The sequence below is a fragment of the Calothrix sp. CCY 0018 genome (assembly GCF_963920925.1).
In the GTDB taxonomy this organism is placed as follows: Bacteria; Cyanobacteriota; Cyanobacteriia; order Cyanobacteriales; family Nostocaceae; genus Rivularia.
Genome location: NZ_CAWUDI010000030.1, coordinates 45849 through 63681, shown reverse-complemented (window position 1 = coordinate 63681; position 17833 = coordinate 45849). Strand labels below are relative to the sequence as shown.

The 17833-nt window shown below is 36.7% G+C and carries 13 protein-coding genes and 1 pseudogene; 9 read left to right on the top strand and 5 right to left on the bottom strand.

Annotated elements, in window-relative coordinates:
- Positions 1-72 precede the first annotated feature (72 nt).
- Positions 73-2973 (top strand): CHAT domain-containing protein, encoded by a 2901-nt coding sequence (locus tag ACM03V_RS21275; RefSeq protein ID WP_414622796.1) that lies wholly within the window; start codon positions 73-75, stop codon positions 2971-2973.
- Positions 2974-3353: 380 nt separating this feature from the next.
- Here ACM03V_RS21275 and ACM03V_RS21270 read toward each other — a convergent pair whose 3' ends face one another.
- Positions 3354-5054 carry a hypothetical protein gene (locus ACM03V_RS21270; RefSeq protein WP_414622795.1) on the bottom strand — a complete coding sequence of 567 codons (1701 nt, stop codon included), beginning with the start codon at positions 5052-5054 and terminating at the stop codon, positions 3354-3356.
- A 77-nt stretch (positions 5055-5131) separates the two neighbouring features.
- A complete protein-coding gene (locus ACM03V_RS21265; RefSeq protein ID WP_414622794.1) occupies positions 5132-5761 on the bottom strand; it encodes a hypothetical protein in 630 nt (209 codons plus the stop codon).
- 203 nt (positions 5762-5964) lie between these two features.
- Here ACM03V_RS21265 and ACM03V_RS21260 point away from each other — a divergent pair, with 203 nt between their 5' ends.
- The 3 genes and pseudogenes from ACM03V_RS21260 to iscB all read left to right on the top strand — a co-directional run bounded on the left by ACM03V_RS21260 (position 5965) and on the right by iscB (position 8626).
- A complete protein-coding gene (locus tag ACM03V_RS21260) occupies positions 5965-6138 on the top strand; it encodes a plasmid partition protein ParG (protein WP_414622793.1) in 174 nt (57 codons plus the stop codon).
- Positions 6139-6709: 571 nt separating this feature from the next.
- Positions 6710-6913, top strand: coding sequence for a ribbon-helix-helix domain-containing protein (locus tag ACM03V_RS21255; RefSeq protein ID WP_414622792.1), 204 nt, complete (start codon positions 6710-6712; stop codon positions 6911-6913).
- A 435-nt stretch (positions 6914-7348) separates the two neighbouring features.
- A pseudogene (gene iscB, locus ACM03V_RS21250) lies at positions 7349-8626 on the top strand (RNA-guided endonuclease IscB).
- A 547-nt stretch (positions 8627-9173) separates the two neighbouring features.
- Here the strand turns inward: iscB and ACM03V_RS21245 are convergent.
- The gene (locus ACM03V_RS21245; protein WP_414622791.1) at positions 9174-9791 is read right to left on the bottom strand and encodes a Uma2 family endonuclease; all 618 of its coding nucleotides are present in this window, start codon (positions 9789-9791) and stop codon (positions 9174-9176) included.
- Positions 9792-10030: 239 nt separating this feature from the next.
- Between ACM03V_RS21245 and ACM03V_RS21240 the strand changes: the two genes are divergently transcribed.
- Positions 10031-10345: a hypothetical protein gene (locus ACM03V_RS21240; RefSeq protein ID WP_414622790.1), complete on the top strand. Its 315-nt coding sequence runs from the start codon at positions 10031-10033 to the stop codon at positions 10343-10345.
- An 84-nt stretch (positions 10346-10429) separates the two neighbouring features.
- On the opposite strand, the gene ACM03V_RS21235 is transcribed toward ACM03V_RS21240, so the two are convergent.
- Together ACM03V_RS21235 and ACM03V_RS21230 are read right to left on the bottom strand one after the other, a co-directional pair.
- The gene (locus ACM03V_RS21235) at positions 10430-12067 is read right to left on the bottom strand and encodes a hypothetical protein (protein ID WP_414622789.1); all 1638 of its coding nucleotides are present in this window, start codon (positions 12065-12067) and stop codon (positions 10430-10432) included.
- A gap of 6 nt (positions 12068-12073) precedes the next feature.
- Positions 12074-14218 (bottom strand): CHAT domain-containing protein, encoded by a 2145-nt coding sequence (locus ACM03V_RS21230; protein WP_414622788.1) that lies wholly within the window; start codon positions 14216-14218, stop codon positions 12074-12076.
- Positions 14219-14263: 45 nt separating this feature from the next.
- Between ACM03V_RS21230 and ACM03V_RS21225 the strand changes: the two genes are divergently transcribed.
- The 4 genes from ACM03V_RS21225 (at position 14264) to ACM03V_RS21210 (ending at position 17795) form a co-directional block, all read left to right on the top strand.
- Complete coding sequence (locus tag ACM03V_RS21225) at positions 14264-14419, top strand: hypothetical protein (protein WP_414622787.1); 156 nt, start codon at positions 14264-14266, stop codon at positions 14417-14419.
- A 151-nt stretch (positions 14420-14570) separates the two neighbouring features.
- On the top strand, positions 14571-15023 hold the full coding sequence (locus ACM03V_RS21220; RefSeq protein WP_414622786.1) for an NACHT C-terminal helical domain 2-containing protein: 453 nt from the start codon (positions 14571-14573) through the stop codon (positions 15021-15023).
- A 240-nt stretch (positions 15024-15263) separates the two neighbouring features.
- Positions 15264-16325, top strand: a complete 1062-nt coding sequence (locus ACM03V_RS21215; protein ID WP_414622785.1) for a trypsin-like peptidase domain-containing protein — start codon at positions 15264-15266, stop codon at positions 16323-16325.
- A 234-nt stretch (positions 16326-16559) separates the two neighbouring features.
- Positions 16560-17795, top strand: coding sequence for a hypothetical protein (locus ACM03V_RS21210; RefSeq protein WP_414622784.1), 1236 nt, complete (start codon positions 16560-16562; stop codon positions 17793-17795).
- The last annotated feature ends 38 nt before the right edge of the window (positions 17796-17833 follow it).

Sequence of the window (17833 nt, the reverse complement as noted above, 5' to 3'; positions counted from 1 at the left end):
TAACTGAATTGTAGAGACGTTGTACTGCAATGTCTCTAAATTTATATTCATACCAAGATTCAAAAACATCCAATGCCCTACGATACCTTTACCGAACTCGAAGCTGCTTATAATATTGTTCAAGAAAAATGGTTTCAAGGTAATTTAATCGGAGCTTATAATGATTTATATGAAATATTTCAATATCGGCTTTTACACTCTCAACTTACAGATGCCGATTTAAAAATTATCCAGTCATTAGCAGATTTAGCTGGAATATTTGGTAATTTTGAAGCAGCAGACAATTTACTTCGCGCAGCTATTAATTTATACGAACAAAGAAAAAGCGAATATTGGGCTGACTATGCTCGTTTAAGATTAATTCAAATATCTATAGATAAAGGTGATTTAAATCAAGCCCAAAACTTGCTTCTAGAAATGTCACCACGAATTGGCGATATTAATAATATTCAATTTGCTTTACCAAGTTTACTACAGTGGGAGTCTGGGTGTATTTGGAGCGATGCAAATTCTGAAAAACGGACTGTATTATTTGCCGAATTATATCTAGCAATGGGACGTTTGTTAGCTAGTTTGGGACAATATGCAGAAGCTTTGATTAGTCTTAAAAGGGGTTTATATTATGCTCAAGGAGAAGATATTCAAAATATTCCTTCCCTAGCATTGCAAACATTTTTCCCACTTAAATTAAATATCGCTTCTGCTCTCCTTGAAAAAGGTGAATTTGATCGTGCAGATAACTTACTTTGGGAATCACAAATACAACTCAATCAAACCCAACATCCTGAGTATCAGATTAGATGGTTAGAGTTATCTGGTAAACTCAATCTTTTACAGGGAAATTTAGGTGAGGGACTAAAAAAATTTCAACAGGTTGAAAAACTTTGTCGTCAACTTCGTTCTCCACGAGCAATGTTGCGAGCAAAGCTCAATCTTGTTCATATTTTAATTCAACTGAATCAAACTAGTGCGGCTCAAAATTATTTGCTAGATACTCAGCGCGATGCGTTGAAAATTAATGATAGTACTTTAGTATCGCGAGCAGATTTGTTGCTGCAACTTTGTAATGCTCGCAGCAATTCCCCGGTGTCAAGTATTTCGGTGACGGGAATGAGCAAGAAAATATCTGATGAACAACCCTTAACAAAAGCAAAATTAAAACTAGATTTATCAAATCAATCTTCTAATTATTTAGCTTGGTTTGAAGACCGTGCTTTAGCATTTCAATTATTACTAAGCGAACTAAAGCTTGATGATGCAAGTAATTTACTTGAACATATTAACAAGGTATTTGAATATACTGATTCTCAAGTTGTTAAAATAAGAATACGTGTTTTATCAGCCACTTTGGTTTACTATCAAGGTACTAACAATAATAATTTAAAACAAATAGAAAAAGCCCATCTAATTCTATCAAAAATCTGTCTTAAATTAGAATTAATGGGTTTAAAACCGGAACTTTGGCAGGTACAAAGAATAATGATTTGGTGTCGGACTCGTTTAAATTATTCACCTGCTGCGGTAGAAGCGCTTACTTTATCAGCAAATCAATTACTCGAACAAATTACCATCACTCTTCCTCCTACCGAACAGGTATTTTATCTTTTAAATAAATGGACGGCAGACGAAGAATATATTGCATCCCAAATTAATCAATTAAGTCGTTTAAAATTACGGTTAAATCGAGTTAATTTATTTCAGCGGCTATGGCTGCGTTTTCAATTAATACGACGACTTAATTTTTTAGTTGAATATATTGATAAATACAAAGACGCTTTAGCAAAACGCACAACTAAACCAGAGAGAACTATTGATAAAATTTTACCTTCTAAGTCATTTTGGCTGCGGTTCATCGCTCATCCTAAAGACAGAATTACCTTAATGTTTTTAATTTTACCTGACCGTATATTAATAATAAAAACAGGTTTATTTTTGTTTGATTTTAACGTAATTCCTACGACTCGTATCAAAGTACGAAACTGCGTAAAGCAATGGTATGATTGCATACAAGGATTTGACGGTTATCGAGATATTGGTGTCGGCAATAATCTAAACTACAATCAAAAAATGATCGCAGTATCGCAGGTAGGACAAGATGTTACCGAGAATCTTGCAGATATGTTAGATTTGCCGAAAATACTGCAACAACTTCCCAAACGTATACGAGCATTAACTGTCATACCTGACGATATACTGCACGGTTTTCCATTCGCAGCGATTACTTATAAGAATAAATATTTAATACAAACTTATGCTGTTTCCATCGCTTACGAATTAAAGAGTAAATCTATCAAACCTTTATCATCTCCCAGAAAACAAGCTTTAGTTGTTGGTGTATCGAAACAAATTCAGCAATTTCAAGCTTTACCAGGAGTCAACAGAGAACTTGAGCAAGTAGTTCAGTGGTTAAAAAACAATAATATTTATTTCCAGTTGCTAGCTAATAATTCTGCTACTAAAACCGCGATTGTTGAAAAATTATCTCAAGCTAACTTATTGCACATTGCCTGTCACGGTACATTTGAACCAAACCAACCAGATAAATCCGGGCTAGTATTAATTTCCGACTCCGGACAAAAAGACATTCTCAGCCTTCGACAACTATCAGAAATCGACTTAAGAGGATTGCGTCATGCAACTCTTTCCTCTTGCTGGTCTGCCGACCACTTTATTCTTCCCGGACGTTGGATTATCAGTTTACCAGAAACATTGTGGCGTTCTGGCACTCAAAGTATTCTTGGTTGCCTATGGGAAGTTTCCGATAAAGTTGCAGTTTCCTTTATGAGCAAATTTTACCACTACTTAGAAAAATTCCCTCGCGATCGCGCTCTGCGTCGCACTCAATTAGATTGTTTAAATAACCAACTGCCCAACTGCGATGGTTTAGATACCTCTAATCCTTTCTTTTGGGCTGGATTTTGCCTTTATGGCGATTATACTTTTTTGAATGTTGGTAATAAGTATAAGTTTTAATATAGCAATCCTAAATCATGCATGAGAAATTACGTAATTAATCTTTAGTATTTATCGCTGTAAAGCTCTATATAGTGTCAAAAACAAGAGTGAAAAATTTAACTATATTTTTTAAATCAAACATAGTATTTTCTCACGTTTAATCTAGGATTGCTATATTTGTTCGCCTGTAAGATAAGTGAAAGAATTACATAAATTTCTCAAATACAGTCGCGTTGATGATTATCTAGTTAAAAGGCGATTAGCGTTCGCGCAGCGTGTCCCCTTGGGACTCAGCTAAACGCATAAAGGCGTAACGCGATTAAATATATCCTTGTAGATATGCGACATTTGAATTCTTGTGTATAGTTCTTGATATAAGCAAAAATATTTACACCAAATTAATTTTCCACCTTAGACAAATCAGCTAGCGGCACCATATACATATAAACATCTAACTCCGCTTCCGCACCTTGTATATCCGTAATCAAAAATGGCTGCCAGCTACTCAAATTTCCTGGGCAATTATTCCAAATAACCTTATCTCCTACTTGGGGCGTTTTTTCAAGCTTTTCAAAATGCTGATTTTTCAACTCATTAATATTTTGTCTTTCTTCTTCACCCAACGCTTTCCAAACAGTAGATTTTAATTCTTCGTTCCAATTTTCTGTTATTGAAACAACTTCTTCCCAACAAATTGCTTGCAATAGCATTTCAACTTTTTTTGAAATATCTTCGGATGCAGCAGTATCCTCGTTTTGATTACAAACTAATTTTAAATCGCTGTAGTAAAAATATTTTCTAATTCCCGGAAATCTTACACCAATGGGAATTTTACTTTTCATTGACAAATCAACAATATGACCTCTGCGCCCGAAGCAGCTATGACTATCAGTTATCACCTCTACCTTACTACCAACTTCAAAACCCATAATTGCCAAAGCTCTAGTACGGGTTACTCCATCAACCCACATCAACTCTTCTGGATGAGTCACGGCATACTCAGCCAACAGTTTGGGCAAGTTATCAAACCAAGCTTTTTGCTCTTTGTCCAAGAAGCCAATTACAAACGCTAAAGACGTGGAATCACGTTGAGTAACCGTAGCAATCGATTCCCAAGTTTCACTTGTCGAAGCAATCGAATTAACCACTTCACAAGCAAAATTTTTATCCTTCTTGTTAAAAGGCATTGGTAAAGAACGAATAAATTGTAATTTGGTCGCTAGATCTAATGATATAGGTGTTGTTTCTGATTCTTCACATACAGGTGTTTGAATAACTATAGGCTGTATATCTTCTGACAAGCCAATATTCGATTCTTCCTCACTTTCGGGATATTCAGAGTCAGTATCTTCTGTATCTTTTTGCAATAATGACTCAAATTCTTGCTGTTTCGATTCCCAGTTTATTTGATTCACTATATCTTCCGAATCGCTGGTATCGCTAGCTTCTTCGTCAGTAATTAATTCCGTTAAAGTGCTAATTCTATCCTCTGGAATCTCAGCTTGAAGATTATCGTATAGGTTGGCGATCGCCATTCTGACAATCCGCTGCGGGGACAATCCCGATTGCTCTATCAACTTATCCGTAAGTACTCCCGTCTGATGGTCATCCTCAATAATCTTGCCGAAAGTATAATATCGACTACCATCAGGTGTTGCTCGCCAATTACCAACTTTTTTCTCTTTTCTCTGAGATTTGAGAAACTTTGCTCTTTCTTGAATCAGATCCAATACAAGTCTGCAAGTCAATCCACCGATAGGAATATCTTGCAACTTCTCAATTAAAACCTGGTAATTCTTCGAGCATAACCGCAGTAATACCGGCACAGGCAATACAGCCAAGTGTTCTGGACAACCAACAAATGCTTGAAAATTCTCTGCAATTTTTAGCGATCGCCTTTCTTCCGTTGCCCCTTTATCCCATCCATACTCTTCCAACAGTGCGCGATACTGTTTTCTATTAAGAGTGTGCTTACATTCGTAGAGCGAAAAAGCCGCGTACAGATACTCCAAAGTACTTTGCTCGATGTGTACCGTGGGATTGGAGTCAATATAGTTCTGCTCGGTGTACCTTTCGGTTGCAAGAATTAGTGAAGTCATGTTAAATTTGCTTTGCTTTTATTAGTGTTTGGTCTGTCACAAAGACCAATTTTTCTAATCCGACTAATCTGAATAACTTAAGCTGCTGTTGAGAGCATTTTAGACACTGTTGCGGGCTTGCTTGGCTTGAGAGAAGCATCAGTTGATGAAACTTGAGAGATAGCAGCCAATGCATAACCCAAAGTATGTTTGTGAATTTGAGGCATTTTGCGAAATGACATATCCTGCCCCCAGTCTTGGACTGATTTTGTGCCGATATGCAAAACTTGAGTAAGGGTTTGAACGCAAGTCCCACGAAAATTAGCATGAGAAACAGCTTGCAATACTTGTTGCTCGCTTAGCCCGTTGAGAAGGACTTTCTCTAGAAACGTTTGAGCATCAACCGATGGTGGAGCGTATTTTCCTTTTAGGATGTTTCCTAGCTCATGGGGTGCAGTTTGGGCAGCATAAATATAAGCAAGCGCAACCCTACAATATTTAGGCATTCCTTCAAAGTTAAGGTCGCTTCCCCATTTGCGAACCGTTGCTCGCTGAATATCAAAGATTGCACAAAGTACGGTAATGCATTTTTTGCGATACTGGCTGTCTGTTTCTTCTTCAAGTAATTCTGAGGGAGTCAGTTCAGCAATACCAAAGCAGTGACGTAGGAATTGCCTGGGTTCCAAACCTTTTTTCGGTAATTTTTTCAGGATTTCGCAGTTTTTCATCTTTAGAGATTCCTGTTTACAAGGAAGGGAGTTTACGGGAGCATTGGACTTTTGGAATCGAAACTGAAATTTATTTTATTATTTTATTGGAGTAATAACCTATTTAGGTATATTAATACAAAATACTTAACTTACCTATGCTGCTTATATGATTATATTTATCTCAATGACATAATTGAGTTAAGTATTGTAATGGGTGAAATGTGTCTAATTTGAAAAACACGGAAGATAAAACCGTAAAGCTTGTGGTTTTTTTGTCAGATGACGAGCGCACAAAATTTAAAATCGCTTGCGCTCGTAGTAAAACCTCCATGAGCCAAAAAGCCAAAGAATTAATCGTTGCTTGGGTTGAATCAGAAGAAGAACAATCTTCATAAAATGGTCAATTGTACGGTTCGGGACTGAATTGAGTGGTGTCTTTATTGAATAAACTCTCAATTCGTTTCCGTGCAATTTCTGTGGGTTGGCTTGGTAATACATATGCAAATTAATTCAGACACAATCAAAAGAGTTATTAGGCATGGCAGAAGATAATGTTCGTTTTTCGATTACCCTATCCCCTTATGATTTTCGGAAGCTAAAGCTTTAGGCAAAACTCCGAGGTCGTCCTCCCGCTGCATTTGCAGATCAAATCATTGCTACAAGGTTGGAAGCTAATTTTGAAAGTATCAATCAGCAACTCGCAGAGTATGCGCGATACAAAAATATTTCTATAGAAGAACTCGAAGCTAGCCTTGATTCTGATTGATTAAACCAGAAAGCTGTTTATTTCTCGGCAATGAGAAAGGTTTTCAGGCGAGACTATATGTCCTACCAGCAGTATTTTTATATTTGTTTATGCATTGGATCTGTACGAGTTTTTTTACCAATACAGCTATAGTAGACTTGGTGATGAACTATGTCAACTAGTAATGCACCGTGACAAATATTAAGAAGAGAGCAAAAATAATGAGTTATGACCAGTTTTTATATTTTGACGTGCCTACAAAAAAACCTAGAACCACAATTTATATTGAGCCTGAACTGATGCAAGCCCTTGAGGAAAGAGCCAAAAAGGAAAAGCGCACAATCAGCAACTTATGCAATTTATTAATTGAGCAGGCAATGAACGAATGGTTGGAACAGGAGAAAACTTCAGATGGCGAAGCGTAAGGATTGTCAATGACCCCCGACTTGAAGTCGGGGGCTTCCAGCCTAAAAACTGAAAGCCCTAAGTTGACCAGACTTTTGTTAACGGCAAGTGTTAAATGCCAACTGAAAAAGAGCAGCTTTTGATTGTTCGTCAGTTTGGTGTAGAGCCAACACTAGTTAAAAAAACTAATATCTCGGGTCAGCGACCCCGCTCTTTCATAGACGGGGCATCCAGCCTAAAACTGGTAGCCCTAAGTTGACCAGACTATCGTTAACGGCAAGCGTTAAAGAACCTACCAAGGGATGCGTAGCTAGTTCCTTGCTCTAGAATCAAACAATTAAACATCTTTAAAGGGTTAAGGAAGTGTTGTTTGAAAAGTACCGACCGTTAACAATGTCGTTCGCGCAGCGTCTCCCTTTGGGAGAAAGCTAACATAACCAATTGAGGCACTAATAATGCAACAAAATTATGTATTTTTAGTTGATACAAATAAACAACAACTAAATCCAGTAACACCAAAACAAGCGCGTAGATTACTAGAAAAAAGCAAGGCAGCGGTTTACAGAATGTATCCGTTTACATTGATACTAAAAGCTGCAATTGATAACCCAACTATTAGACCATTAACGCTAAAACTTGACCCCGGAAGTAAATTTACAGGTATCGCATTACTTGATGGAGAAAAAGTTCTTTGGGGTGCAGAGTTAGAACATCGAGGTTATCAAATAAAAGATGCTTTATTATCACGTAGACAATTAAGACATAGCCGTAGAAATAGAAAAACTCGGTACAGGAAACCACGTTTTTACAATCGCAAGCGTAAAGAAAACTGGCTTCCTCCAAGTCTAGAACATCGAATATTAACAACTGAAACTTGGGTAAAACGCTTAAAGCGTTATGCACCAATATCAGAATTCTGGATTGAAAAAATCAAATTCGATATGCAACAAATTCAAAATCCAGAAATATCTGGTATTGAGTATCAACAAGGTGAGTTGCAGGGTTATCAAGTACGTGAATATCTACTTGAAAAATGGGTTAGAGAATGCTCTTACTGTGGAAAAAAAGAGGTTCCATTACAGATAGAACATATTCACCCAAAGTCAAGAGGAGGCAGCAATAGAGTTAGTAATCTCTGATTAGCCTGCGAAAAATGTAATAAGAAGAAAGGAAGTAGACCGATTGAAGAGTTTTTGAAGAAAAAACCTGCATTGCTTCAAAAAATCAAAACTCAAGCTAAAAAAACATTGAAAGATGCAGCAGCGGTCAACGCGACTAGGAATAAATTAGTTAAAACCTTATCTAGTTTATTGCCAACAAAAACTGCGACAGGAGCGCAAACCAAGTATAACCGAACTCGGCTAAAATTTGATAAACAGCATTGGATTGATGCAGCTTGTGTTGGTAATGTAGGCGATTTAAAACTCTTAACTAACCAACCATTAAAAATTAAATGTAATGGTCATGGTACACGGCAAATGTGCCGCATCGATAAATATGGTTTCCCGTCAAGATATGTGCCTAGATTTAAGTTTGTTAAAGGTTTTCAAACAGGTGACATCGTAAAAGCAATCGTGACTACAGGCAAAAAAGTAGGTGAATATGTAGGTAGAATTGCAACCAGAAGTTCTGGTAGCTTTAATATTTCAACTCGTAAAAAACTAGTACAAGGTATTTCTTATAAATACTGCGAAACTATCCACAAAAAAGATGGTTACTCTTATGCGTTTTGACGTTAATTCGCGGCGAATTTATTTTCCGTCCGTGTTCCTCCCTGGTATCCCACGAGAGGAGTTTTAGATGATTAAAGAATCGTCTTGCTAAAATATGAAGCAAACGGTGAAATCAAACGCCATGAGCATGATACTTACCCCTGAACAAGAACAATTTATTTAAAACAAACTGCAAACAGGTAAATATCGCAATGCACAAGAAGTATTAGAAGTTGCTTTCAAGCTTCTTGATGAATACCAGCAAGCAGATACTGACTGGATAAATTCTGTGAAAGAAAAAATAGATCCAGCAATTGTAATTAGTGAGCAAACTCCACCTATTGATGGAAAAGCTTTTGTAGGTCAAATTTTGAAAGATTTGCAGCAAGTGCGCGAAAGGTAAAAATGAATCCCAGATATTTTATTAACATTCTTGCAACGGAAGATTTAAAGGAAATTGCGAGCTTATGAGGGCAACTCGGGTATTGAAATTCTTCGAGTAGTTAATGCTCGTCGAGATTTACTATCTATTTTTGAAGAGCAAGAATAATTAGTTGTACTCTTGTGCTTAAACAATCGCATCAAAAACTTGCTGTGCTGTAAGGTTTAGTTCGGGGAAAGTAGGAGAGATAATTCGCTCGTCACCTCTAAAAGCAGCCATCTGATATTCATCATCTATTAATTCGCATACAAAAAACGTAGGCTGCTTCGGATTTCCAATAAATTTTCTTCCACCCAAAGCTGCATAATCTACTATCCAATATTCAGGTATTTTCATCGCTTGATAATTACCGAACTTGGTGTAATAGTCATCTTCCCAATTTGTACTAACAACCTCGACTATTAGAGGAATAGAAGCGCTATGAATAACCGTAGATTCTTTTTCCCACAACGGTTCATTATCTAAATTCGCATCATTTATTAAAACAATATCTGGTAAATATCCTGACGATTTGTTTGGTGGCTTTACTAATGCTGTTTTTGGAATAAAGTATGGCAATTTTAAACGTTTATATTCAACGCTAACTTCTCCTGCTACAAAACCCGTTACTTTTTCATGCTTACCACTTGGTTGAGCCATTTCTACAATTATGCCATCATGTAATTCGTATCGTTTTGCAGAATTTTGGGGCAACCAATCTATAAATTCTTCAAAAGTTAATAGTTTCGATGGAGTAATAGTCATAAATCAAAAGAACTATATTTGATGCTTAATTCGTGTAGTCAGTAGATACAGAATACCTGTATTTATTCTAATTTTAATGAGTGCGATATGCCGCTATGCTCTAGCTGAGTCCCAAGGGGACACGCTGCGCGTATCACCTCTCCGGGTGACGCAAGCTACAGCGCGGCACGACTCGTTAGAGTAACGCTAATCGCAACCGCAATGTTGATTATGTAATCCAAAACTTGTATCTCATATTAGTGGTTAAGCAATCGGGGATAGCTGGGGATGATTTGTTGACGCGGTTGGAAGCGGTGGAGTTGAAGTTTCAGGAGAATATTTTGGCGGAAACCCTGTTGAGGGGGTTGGGGGGATGGGGAAAAAAGTTTCTGGCTAGGTTAAATTTATTGTCTACAAATTTCTCCAAAAAAAGTCGAGAGGAGATAGAAAAAATGTTTGGATTTAGCGAGTTAAAACAAACCAAAGTTTACCAAGAAGCCAAACAGGAAGGTAAAACAGAAAGAAAATTAGAAGCAGTTCCTTTGATGTTGAACTTGGGTGCAACTGTAGAATAAATTGCTGAGTCTTTAGATTTGGATATTGAGTTAGTTCGATTGGTTGCTGCCAAAGTTATACAAATGAAGAAAAAGTTAGTAAAATTACTCCTTTTTCTCCTCTTCTCCAGCCAAATTACTCAAACTACGACTCGCTACATCCGCACTCAAACCCCAAACAAATAACCCCAAATAATCAGAAAAAGGGTCAGCACCAAAAGTGGTTCCCTTTTGGACGTATAAAGAACGCAATCCTACTATCGATAAACCAAGCAACAATATCAGCGAGAACAAAGGACGCGCAAACCAATAGGTTGCTTGAGTACGAAATTTGCTTCCAGATAAGAAAATTAGGAATTTTTGTGACCATAGCACCCATTTATCCACGGGCTTTTTCACGCTAGATTGTACAGCAGCAGCAACTGCAACAGCCGCATCTTTTACTTCTTTCACAAGTTCTGATAAATTAAACGGTGTCTTGTATCCCATCATTGGTGAAAGTTCTAATTTACCGATATCTTGTTGTAATTCTTCCAATAAATTTTTTGCTTTCTCATCTTGAGATAAATTAATTTGCATCCGAGTATTATTTATTTTTTCAAGAATCCCATTATTCCCCTTCACTTGAGGATAAGTTTTGAAGGGTTCTAATTTGTGTTCAATATTGCGTAATTGTTGCAAACACTCAAAACGAGCATATATTTTCTCAACTTCTGTTGTTGCTGTTTCTAACTTCATCTGCTGCACCAGTTGCTCAGCTTTGGATAGCATGGGTATGAGAGTTTTTTGATCCTCTGGGTCAGCTTGAGTAACTTGCTTTTCTAATTCTTTGACTTTACCTAAAGTCTCAGCTTGGGGAATACCTTGTTCTTGCATATATTTAATTAATCGACCGCAAATTATACCTATAATTAATACAGAAAGTGGTATTAAAGGAGCAATCCGCATTGTCAAATTAATGGGAATAATCAAACGTTCTTTAGCATCCTCTAAAGAAATATAAGCTGCTCCTATGTAGCGGTCGGAAGGGATTTTTTTGCTATCCCAACTTAAAGGTAATTTAACTATTTGGTTGGCTTTTAAAGTCTGGGGGATGTTCGGTATCTTAATTTGATTTGAGTTTAACTGATATCCTGTTTGTTCTCCTTTCAATAATACTTCAGCACCAGTCACTCTTACAGATGCATCTTCTACATTGTCAAAAGCTAAATCCCAATGTTGCAAAAATGCACTTTTGGAAAATAATAAATGTGCTAACCCACAATCTAACCACCAAGTACATTGAGTTAATTGTAATTGCACCTGTTCGTTTCCACGTAAAAGCGTTAAATTTGGTCGAGCTTTTACTAATACGTTAATATCAATAATTTCTGGCTTTTGAGCGGGAATTCGTATTTCAATTTGTCCTTTATAGGTTCCTGATGACTCAGGATTGCTAACTTTAACCTGAAAATCTTTGGGTATACCTGCTTGTAATTTGGTTTCACCAATAAATGATATTTTTTGACGAGCAATTATTTCATCTCCTGATTGACGCTGCAAGTCGGAAGCCAGAAATGTAAATTGTTCTACCTTTGCTGGAGCAGAAAGACGTATGCTACCGATAAGAGTATTCTCTTCATTCAACCAACCCTTTATCTGCAACGGTTTATCTTTAGCATCCACCGTAATCACAGTGTCAGCTAAAGCAGGTGTGGGAGCAATTAATAACAAGCAAACCGCAGCAAAAATCCAGCGTTTCATATTATTTTAGTTTTGAGTTACCGAACGCGCTAAAGCAATTTCATGGGCAGCATATAAAGAATAAACTAAACCCAGGGGATTGTATTGCTGTTGCAGTAATTTTCGTCGCACTTCTAGCATTGCTTGTCCCAGTGCTTTTCCTGCAAACAAATGCTTGAATACCTCCGTAGCATAGTATTCTGCAAAATTTTCCGATACAGGACATTCAGTTCCAACAACTCCGCTTGCACCTGCATTTAAAAAATCATCAATCAAGCTAACATAACTTTCGGGACTGTAATCACCCGTTGCACAACCGTTGAGGAAAACGAGGGGATGGTGTAACCAAGTTGATTCGTAACATTCGAGAAAATTGCTGTAAATTCGGTCATCGCTAATTTCTAAATAGGGTCGTTTTGGCATTTCTTCAACACCACCATGACAGTAAAAATACACCAAATCCAAAAATTGCCCGTATTCACTCCAAATACTTTCTAATTCAAGCATTTCCTCAGCAGCTAATATATTTACCGAACCAGCAGCTTCTAATTTGGGTAAATGTTCTCGCCAAAGTTGAAAATCCCGGTACACATTAAAACTCAGTTGTAATTGCTTCTCATTTTTGATTTGTCGGATTAATGCTACAGAATAATGTTTATTGCTAGTCCAACATGGTAATTGTTCTATGGAATAACGATAACCCCAAAATGCATGGGGACAAATTATTTTCTGGTCATTTTTATTAGGACAATTTGTACAGTCTAGGTCGTGTTGCGTAAAATTTTCGCACACTCGATTTTGTCTGCTCTCTCGGATTTTTCGCTCGTACAATAAAGCCCAAGGAATTGTTACTTTTCCTAACACTGGGTTGACTTGGATAACAGTATTAGGAGCCAACGCAGCTTTTAATTTCTCTCCCCCATCAGCTTGATTTGGAGGTAAAAGTAGACGGTAAAGTTCACGTCCGACATTTGCTAAACGGGGAAGCCAAGCATTGAGTAACTCCAAACTCCCATCAACTGACCAACGATATTCACTTTCTGAAGTTAATTTTAGTTGTTGACGAATTCCGGCGATCGCATTTCCCAACGCAGTAGGTTGTAAGGTAGTATCGTAAAATGCCAGTTGTTGATTGCCTTGAGTCCGATCTAAAAAGCGAAAATCAATACTCCCATCCCGTTGGTCAAGTTCGACATCTACAGTTAATACCCGTTCGGGAAGCATTGCTAGTTGTTCGTTGGTAAGTAAATCCGTAGTAGTAAATGTAACTCGACTAGTTTGGGCAGGATGCAAAGATTCGGGGATTTCTGCACCAATAGTAGGAATAATTAGGACTCCGAGTTGCTTGGACTGAAGCAAGTAACCACGGTAGAACAACTCTACTTTGATATAACCGCGATCGCCAAATTTGTCAGGTCTTACTGTAAATTGGAGGTTATCAGATGCACCAGTGCGGGGTAAAGATAACTTATTGATAGTTGGATGAATTTTGAAATCCTTTGAAGTGACTACCACATCGAGTGATAAAGTTTCTTGGTCATTCCAAAGCTGAGTTAAGGTTTTATCTGGAAAGGTAATTGGTTCCTTATCTATTCCTTGTGGTTCTGGACTAATGTTTATAAATAGTAAATAAGCTTGTCCGTGGATTAGGGGTTCGGTTGGTGGGATTATTGTTTGGTTGTTGGTTTCGGTAAAGTAAGTATTGAAATAACGATAATTGTCTACGTATTCAGAGATTTGTTCTAAAAAACCGAGTTTCTTAGTGGTTTGATCCTGGTTCTCCGTAATTAGAATGCTGCTCGTAATATTAAAGACTTGCTTTGATTTATTGTAATTATCGTCTTTGCTTTGACCATCGAAAGTTACTACTTCTTTTGTCTCTCCGAAAATTTCCTTTTCTAATTCAGCTAAATTTGGGAAAAATTCTTTGGGTATTCGACCATCTAATGCATCTAATTGGCGTATTTTTGCTTGAAAAATTTGGTTTAGGGTATAATTGGCTTCAATAAGTGCTGTTATCTGTTCTTTAATAAAATCCCAGTCATCAGGGTCAATATCAAGCTGTTGTCCGACATCTTGTAAAATTGATTGTTCGTCTCTACTTAAAGGAATTGGTAGGTCTTTTAAAGCTAGTAACAGAGCTATAAGAGTTTTGTAAATGGAAGAATTCATTAAGTCAGGTGTCTGATACAAAGTATAAATATATATTTATTTACTATGAGACGAGATGCACTTGTAGTTGGTATAAATCAATATCCTTTTTTAAAGGATACACCGACAAGTAAAGCAAAACACCTGAAAACTCCTGCTGGTGATACGGAGGCGATCGCGCTCACAGCTATAAATTATCAGTATTTTATACAGTATACTTAAGTGTATTGTTCACAAAATTGACACAGGTGAAAGGTTGAGTCGATGGTGAAATTAGACCCCAGTACTATCAATGAGTTTGTGGAAATTCTCAAACCCTTTGTAGGAACTGAGAGAGAACGTCGATCTTTCCTAATCGCTGCTTTGGGTAACGATGCATCTGTGCTGCAACATATTAGTTGGGATCGAACTTGTTTTTGATATAGACTTTACACGTACAATCGCTCATACTGAAAATATTGATAAAAACTCAGAAGACTGTATAGATTTCCTGATTGATTATCTAGATAATGCTGCCAATTTTAATCCTGAAAGAAATAATCTATTAATAAATTTAAAGAACGAAATTGAAACTCAACGAAAACAAATTACCGTTCAAAACTGGGTTAAAAAATTACGAGATACTATGATTAAATCTCGTAATATAGGTCACGATTGGCAATTTACCGATGACCATAAAAAATTACTTCAACAGTATTATGATGCAAATAAATTGTTAGTAGATTGCCTTCAAAGTGGTTGTCAAGTCAGCGAAGCAGTACGTCAGGAAATAGAATATACTTTATTTTTTTCAGTTGCTGAACTTGATAATTATCAAAACAAGTAGTGTTCTTTGTAAAAATATAGGACTTACGCAACTGGCATATTTTAGTCGTAGGGTGCTGTGACACTTCGCTTGATTGCTAACGAAATAATAGGGTTTTCGTGTCACGCACCAACAGGGGTCTTGTGACAATTGCGTAAGTCCTGAAATAAATAACTACTATAATAGCTCGGTACTACCAGCTTCAAATTTAACTGTCAACTCCGCTAAAACTTAGCAACGCATTTAATTGGAGAAATAATCATGACCGTACAGCTATCCACACCTGATTTTCAACGCCTTACCCGTATAATTCAAAACTTACCCGACTTTGCTAATGTGCGCGATCGCCGTCGTCTAATTATTGGAGTGTTTGAAGGTACACCACAAGCAAACACTATCTTGGGACGTTTAGATTTAGATGGTACACCCATGAGTGTTTCTGTGGAAGTGGTGCGATTTTTATGCCAATTTGGACGGGTTGCTTACGATAAAGAAGCATTGGCAGTTTTTCTTAACCATATTCAGCCATTTACCGGGGATGAAGATACAGATTTTATTGTAGAACTATTTCAAAATTATCCCCTTGATGTTCCTGCCAGTGTAAGTCGTGGAATTAACAACTGGAAGGGAATAGATAATACCGCTGATATTAAAGAAAAGATTATTGGCGAAAATACATTACGGGATATCTACATTTTAAATCTGGCTCTGGAAGCTTCAAAAGCCGTAGTTCGTATCCGTACTTCCGAAGGATTGGGTACGGGTTTTATGGTTGCACCTGATTTACTGATGACAAATAATCATGTTATCAAAACTCAGGAAATTGCAGAAAAAAGTGATTTTAGCTTCAACTATCAACTCGATATCAACGGTAAAGAATGCCCAACACAGACTATTGGAGCTTTAGCAGATGGTGTTTTTTACACTAACGAAGAACTTGATTTTACTGTAGTCACCTTGAAAGATACACCCAACTTTGGTAACTCTTTAATCTTGAAAAGTAAATTAGTGCGACCAGATGATCGTGTAGCAATTATTCAGCATCCAGGCGGACATTTAAAGAAAATCTCCATACAAAATAACTTTATTGCTTACGCCGATAATAAAGTATTGCAATATACTACAAGTACAGAACCTGGGTCATCTGGTTCACCCGTACTTGATGATGATTTTCAGGTGGTTGGAATTCATCATAGCGGTGGGATGCTTCCGGAACCAAGTACGCAACGAAGGTATTTACGTAATGCAGGAACAAGTGCGATCGCGCTATTGAATGACCTGAAAAACAATGCACCAGAAATTCATGCTCGTTTAGCACAATAGTTAGCGAATAAAGACAATTACTAACACTACAAAACAATTAATACATATGCTCGGGCTACTTGTGCAAAGTGAAAGCTAGCGTAGCTGATAATTTTTGAATAACTATGTCTTGGCTTGTATTTGGGAAATTTTGGGAATGATAAAAGCAATACAGGTGCAATAAGCGTAATTTTCTATATATAATGACTCTTGAATTCAGCGATAAGTAGATTTATGGTGATAAGTAGTGAATTGATGCAAAAATTATTACTTTTGCTTAGACCCCTGATGGAGAATCAAAGCCAGCGTAGGGGTTATTTGATTAGAGCTTTTGGGACAGATACCCCATTGCTACACCGTATAGTTTTGAACACACCTACGAATGATTTTATTCCTAATTTGATGAATGAGTTAGTTATTTTTGGGGAAATTTCTCCTGGTAAATCTGCACTTTGTGGATTTTTGGAGGTAATTCGGGAAGATGTAGGGGAAGACGTAAAGTTACGTATAGATGAATTACTAAAAGATATTAAAGAGCAAAAAGTTTATAATACATCTCGTATTTCTGATACGCTTATTCAACAAGTTGAGCAATTGTTATCTAATAATGACTCAATTTCCTTGGAAAGGTTATTGCTGCAAGAGGCAAAAAAATTAGTTAAGGTAATGCGGAATGAAATTAATACTTGCCCTATAATAATATCAACAGATAATCAGTCTCAGTGTCTGCAATGTATTAAGTATTTAGAAGCACAAAGTGAGCCATTTATACAAATATTAGCAAGAATTATTTATCACGATCGTAGTTCACAATATGTGCCATCAATAATTAGAGCTTTCAAAATTATTACAAATCAGCCTTTGCCCCCCAAATCTAATTTTCCGGATGAGAAAAGCCGATTTATTAGGCTTTACCCTTTAGTACTTGTAACTTATGTTGTGTTGATTTTAGAGGTTCAAGAAGAAAGATCATATTTACTTAGAGATATTTTAAATATTCAATTAAATAGGAAATTGGATTCGCTTCCTAATCTTCCTCTGACTTGTACTTTGAGCTATCAATATTTTTATTCTAAAGAGATATTTAATAAAGTCTTAGGTGGCAGATATTTTGTTCCTGTTATTGAACGAATAAAACAAATTATAGTTCCTTGGATTGATGAGTTTGTAATTGATGTAGATACTAGCTTCTATCGAGGAGAATTTGTGCTTGGTTTAGCTGATATCGAAGCTAAAAAACCCGATTATTTTTTTAATCATAATAGCCTTTTATTACAAGGAGCTTACCTGTACTATCCTGAAGCAATATCAATTATTCAAGAATTTATACGCAATTCTTCACAATGGCTTCTGGATTTATATCCTTCTCTAGAACAGTTACTTTATAATTTTGATGCAACAGCTTCAAAGCTTGATGTTGATGGATGGGGTCGTGTTAATGGTTTTTGTAGAGGGGCGTTTGCAACTTACAGAGGTGAGACATATTACTAATATAAGTAATTTTAAGGTAGTAAGATAATCTTACTCTA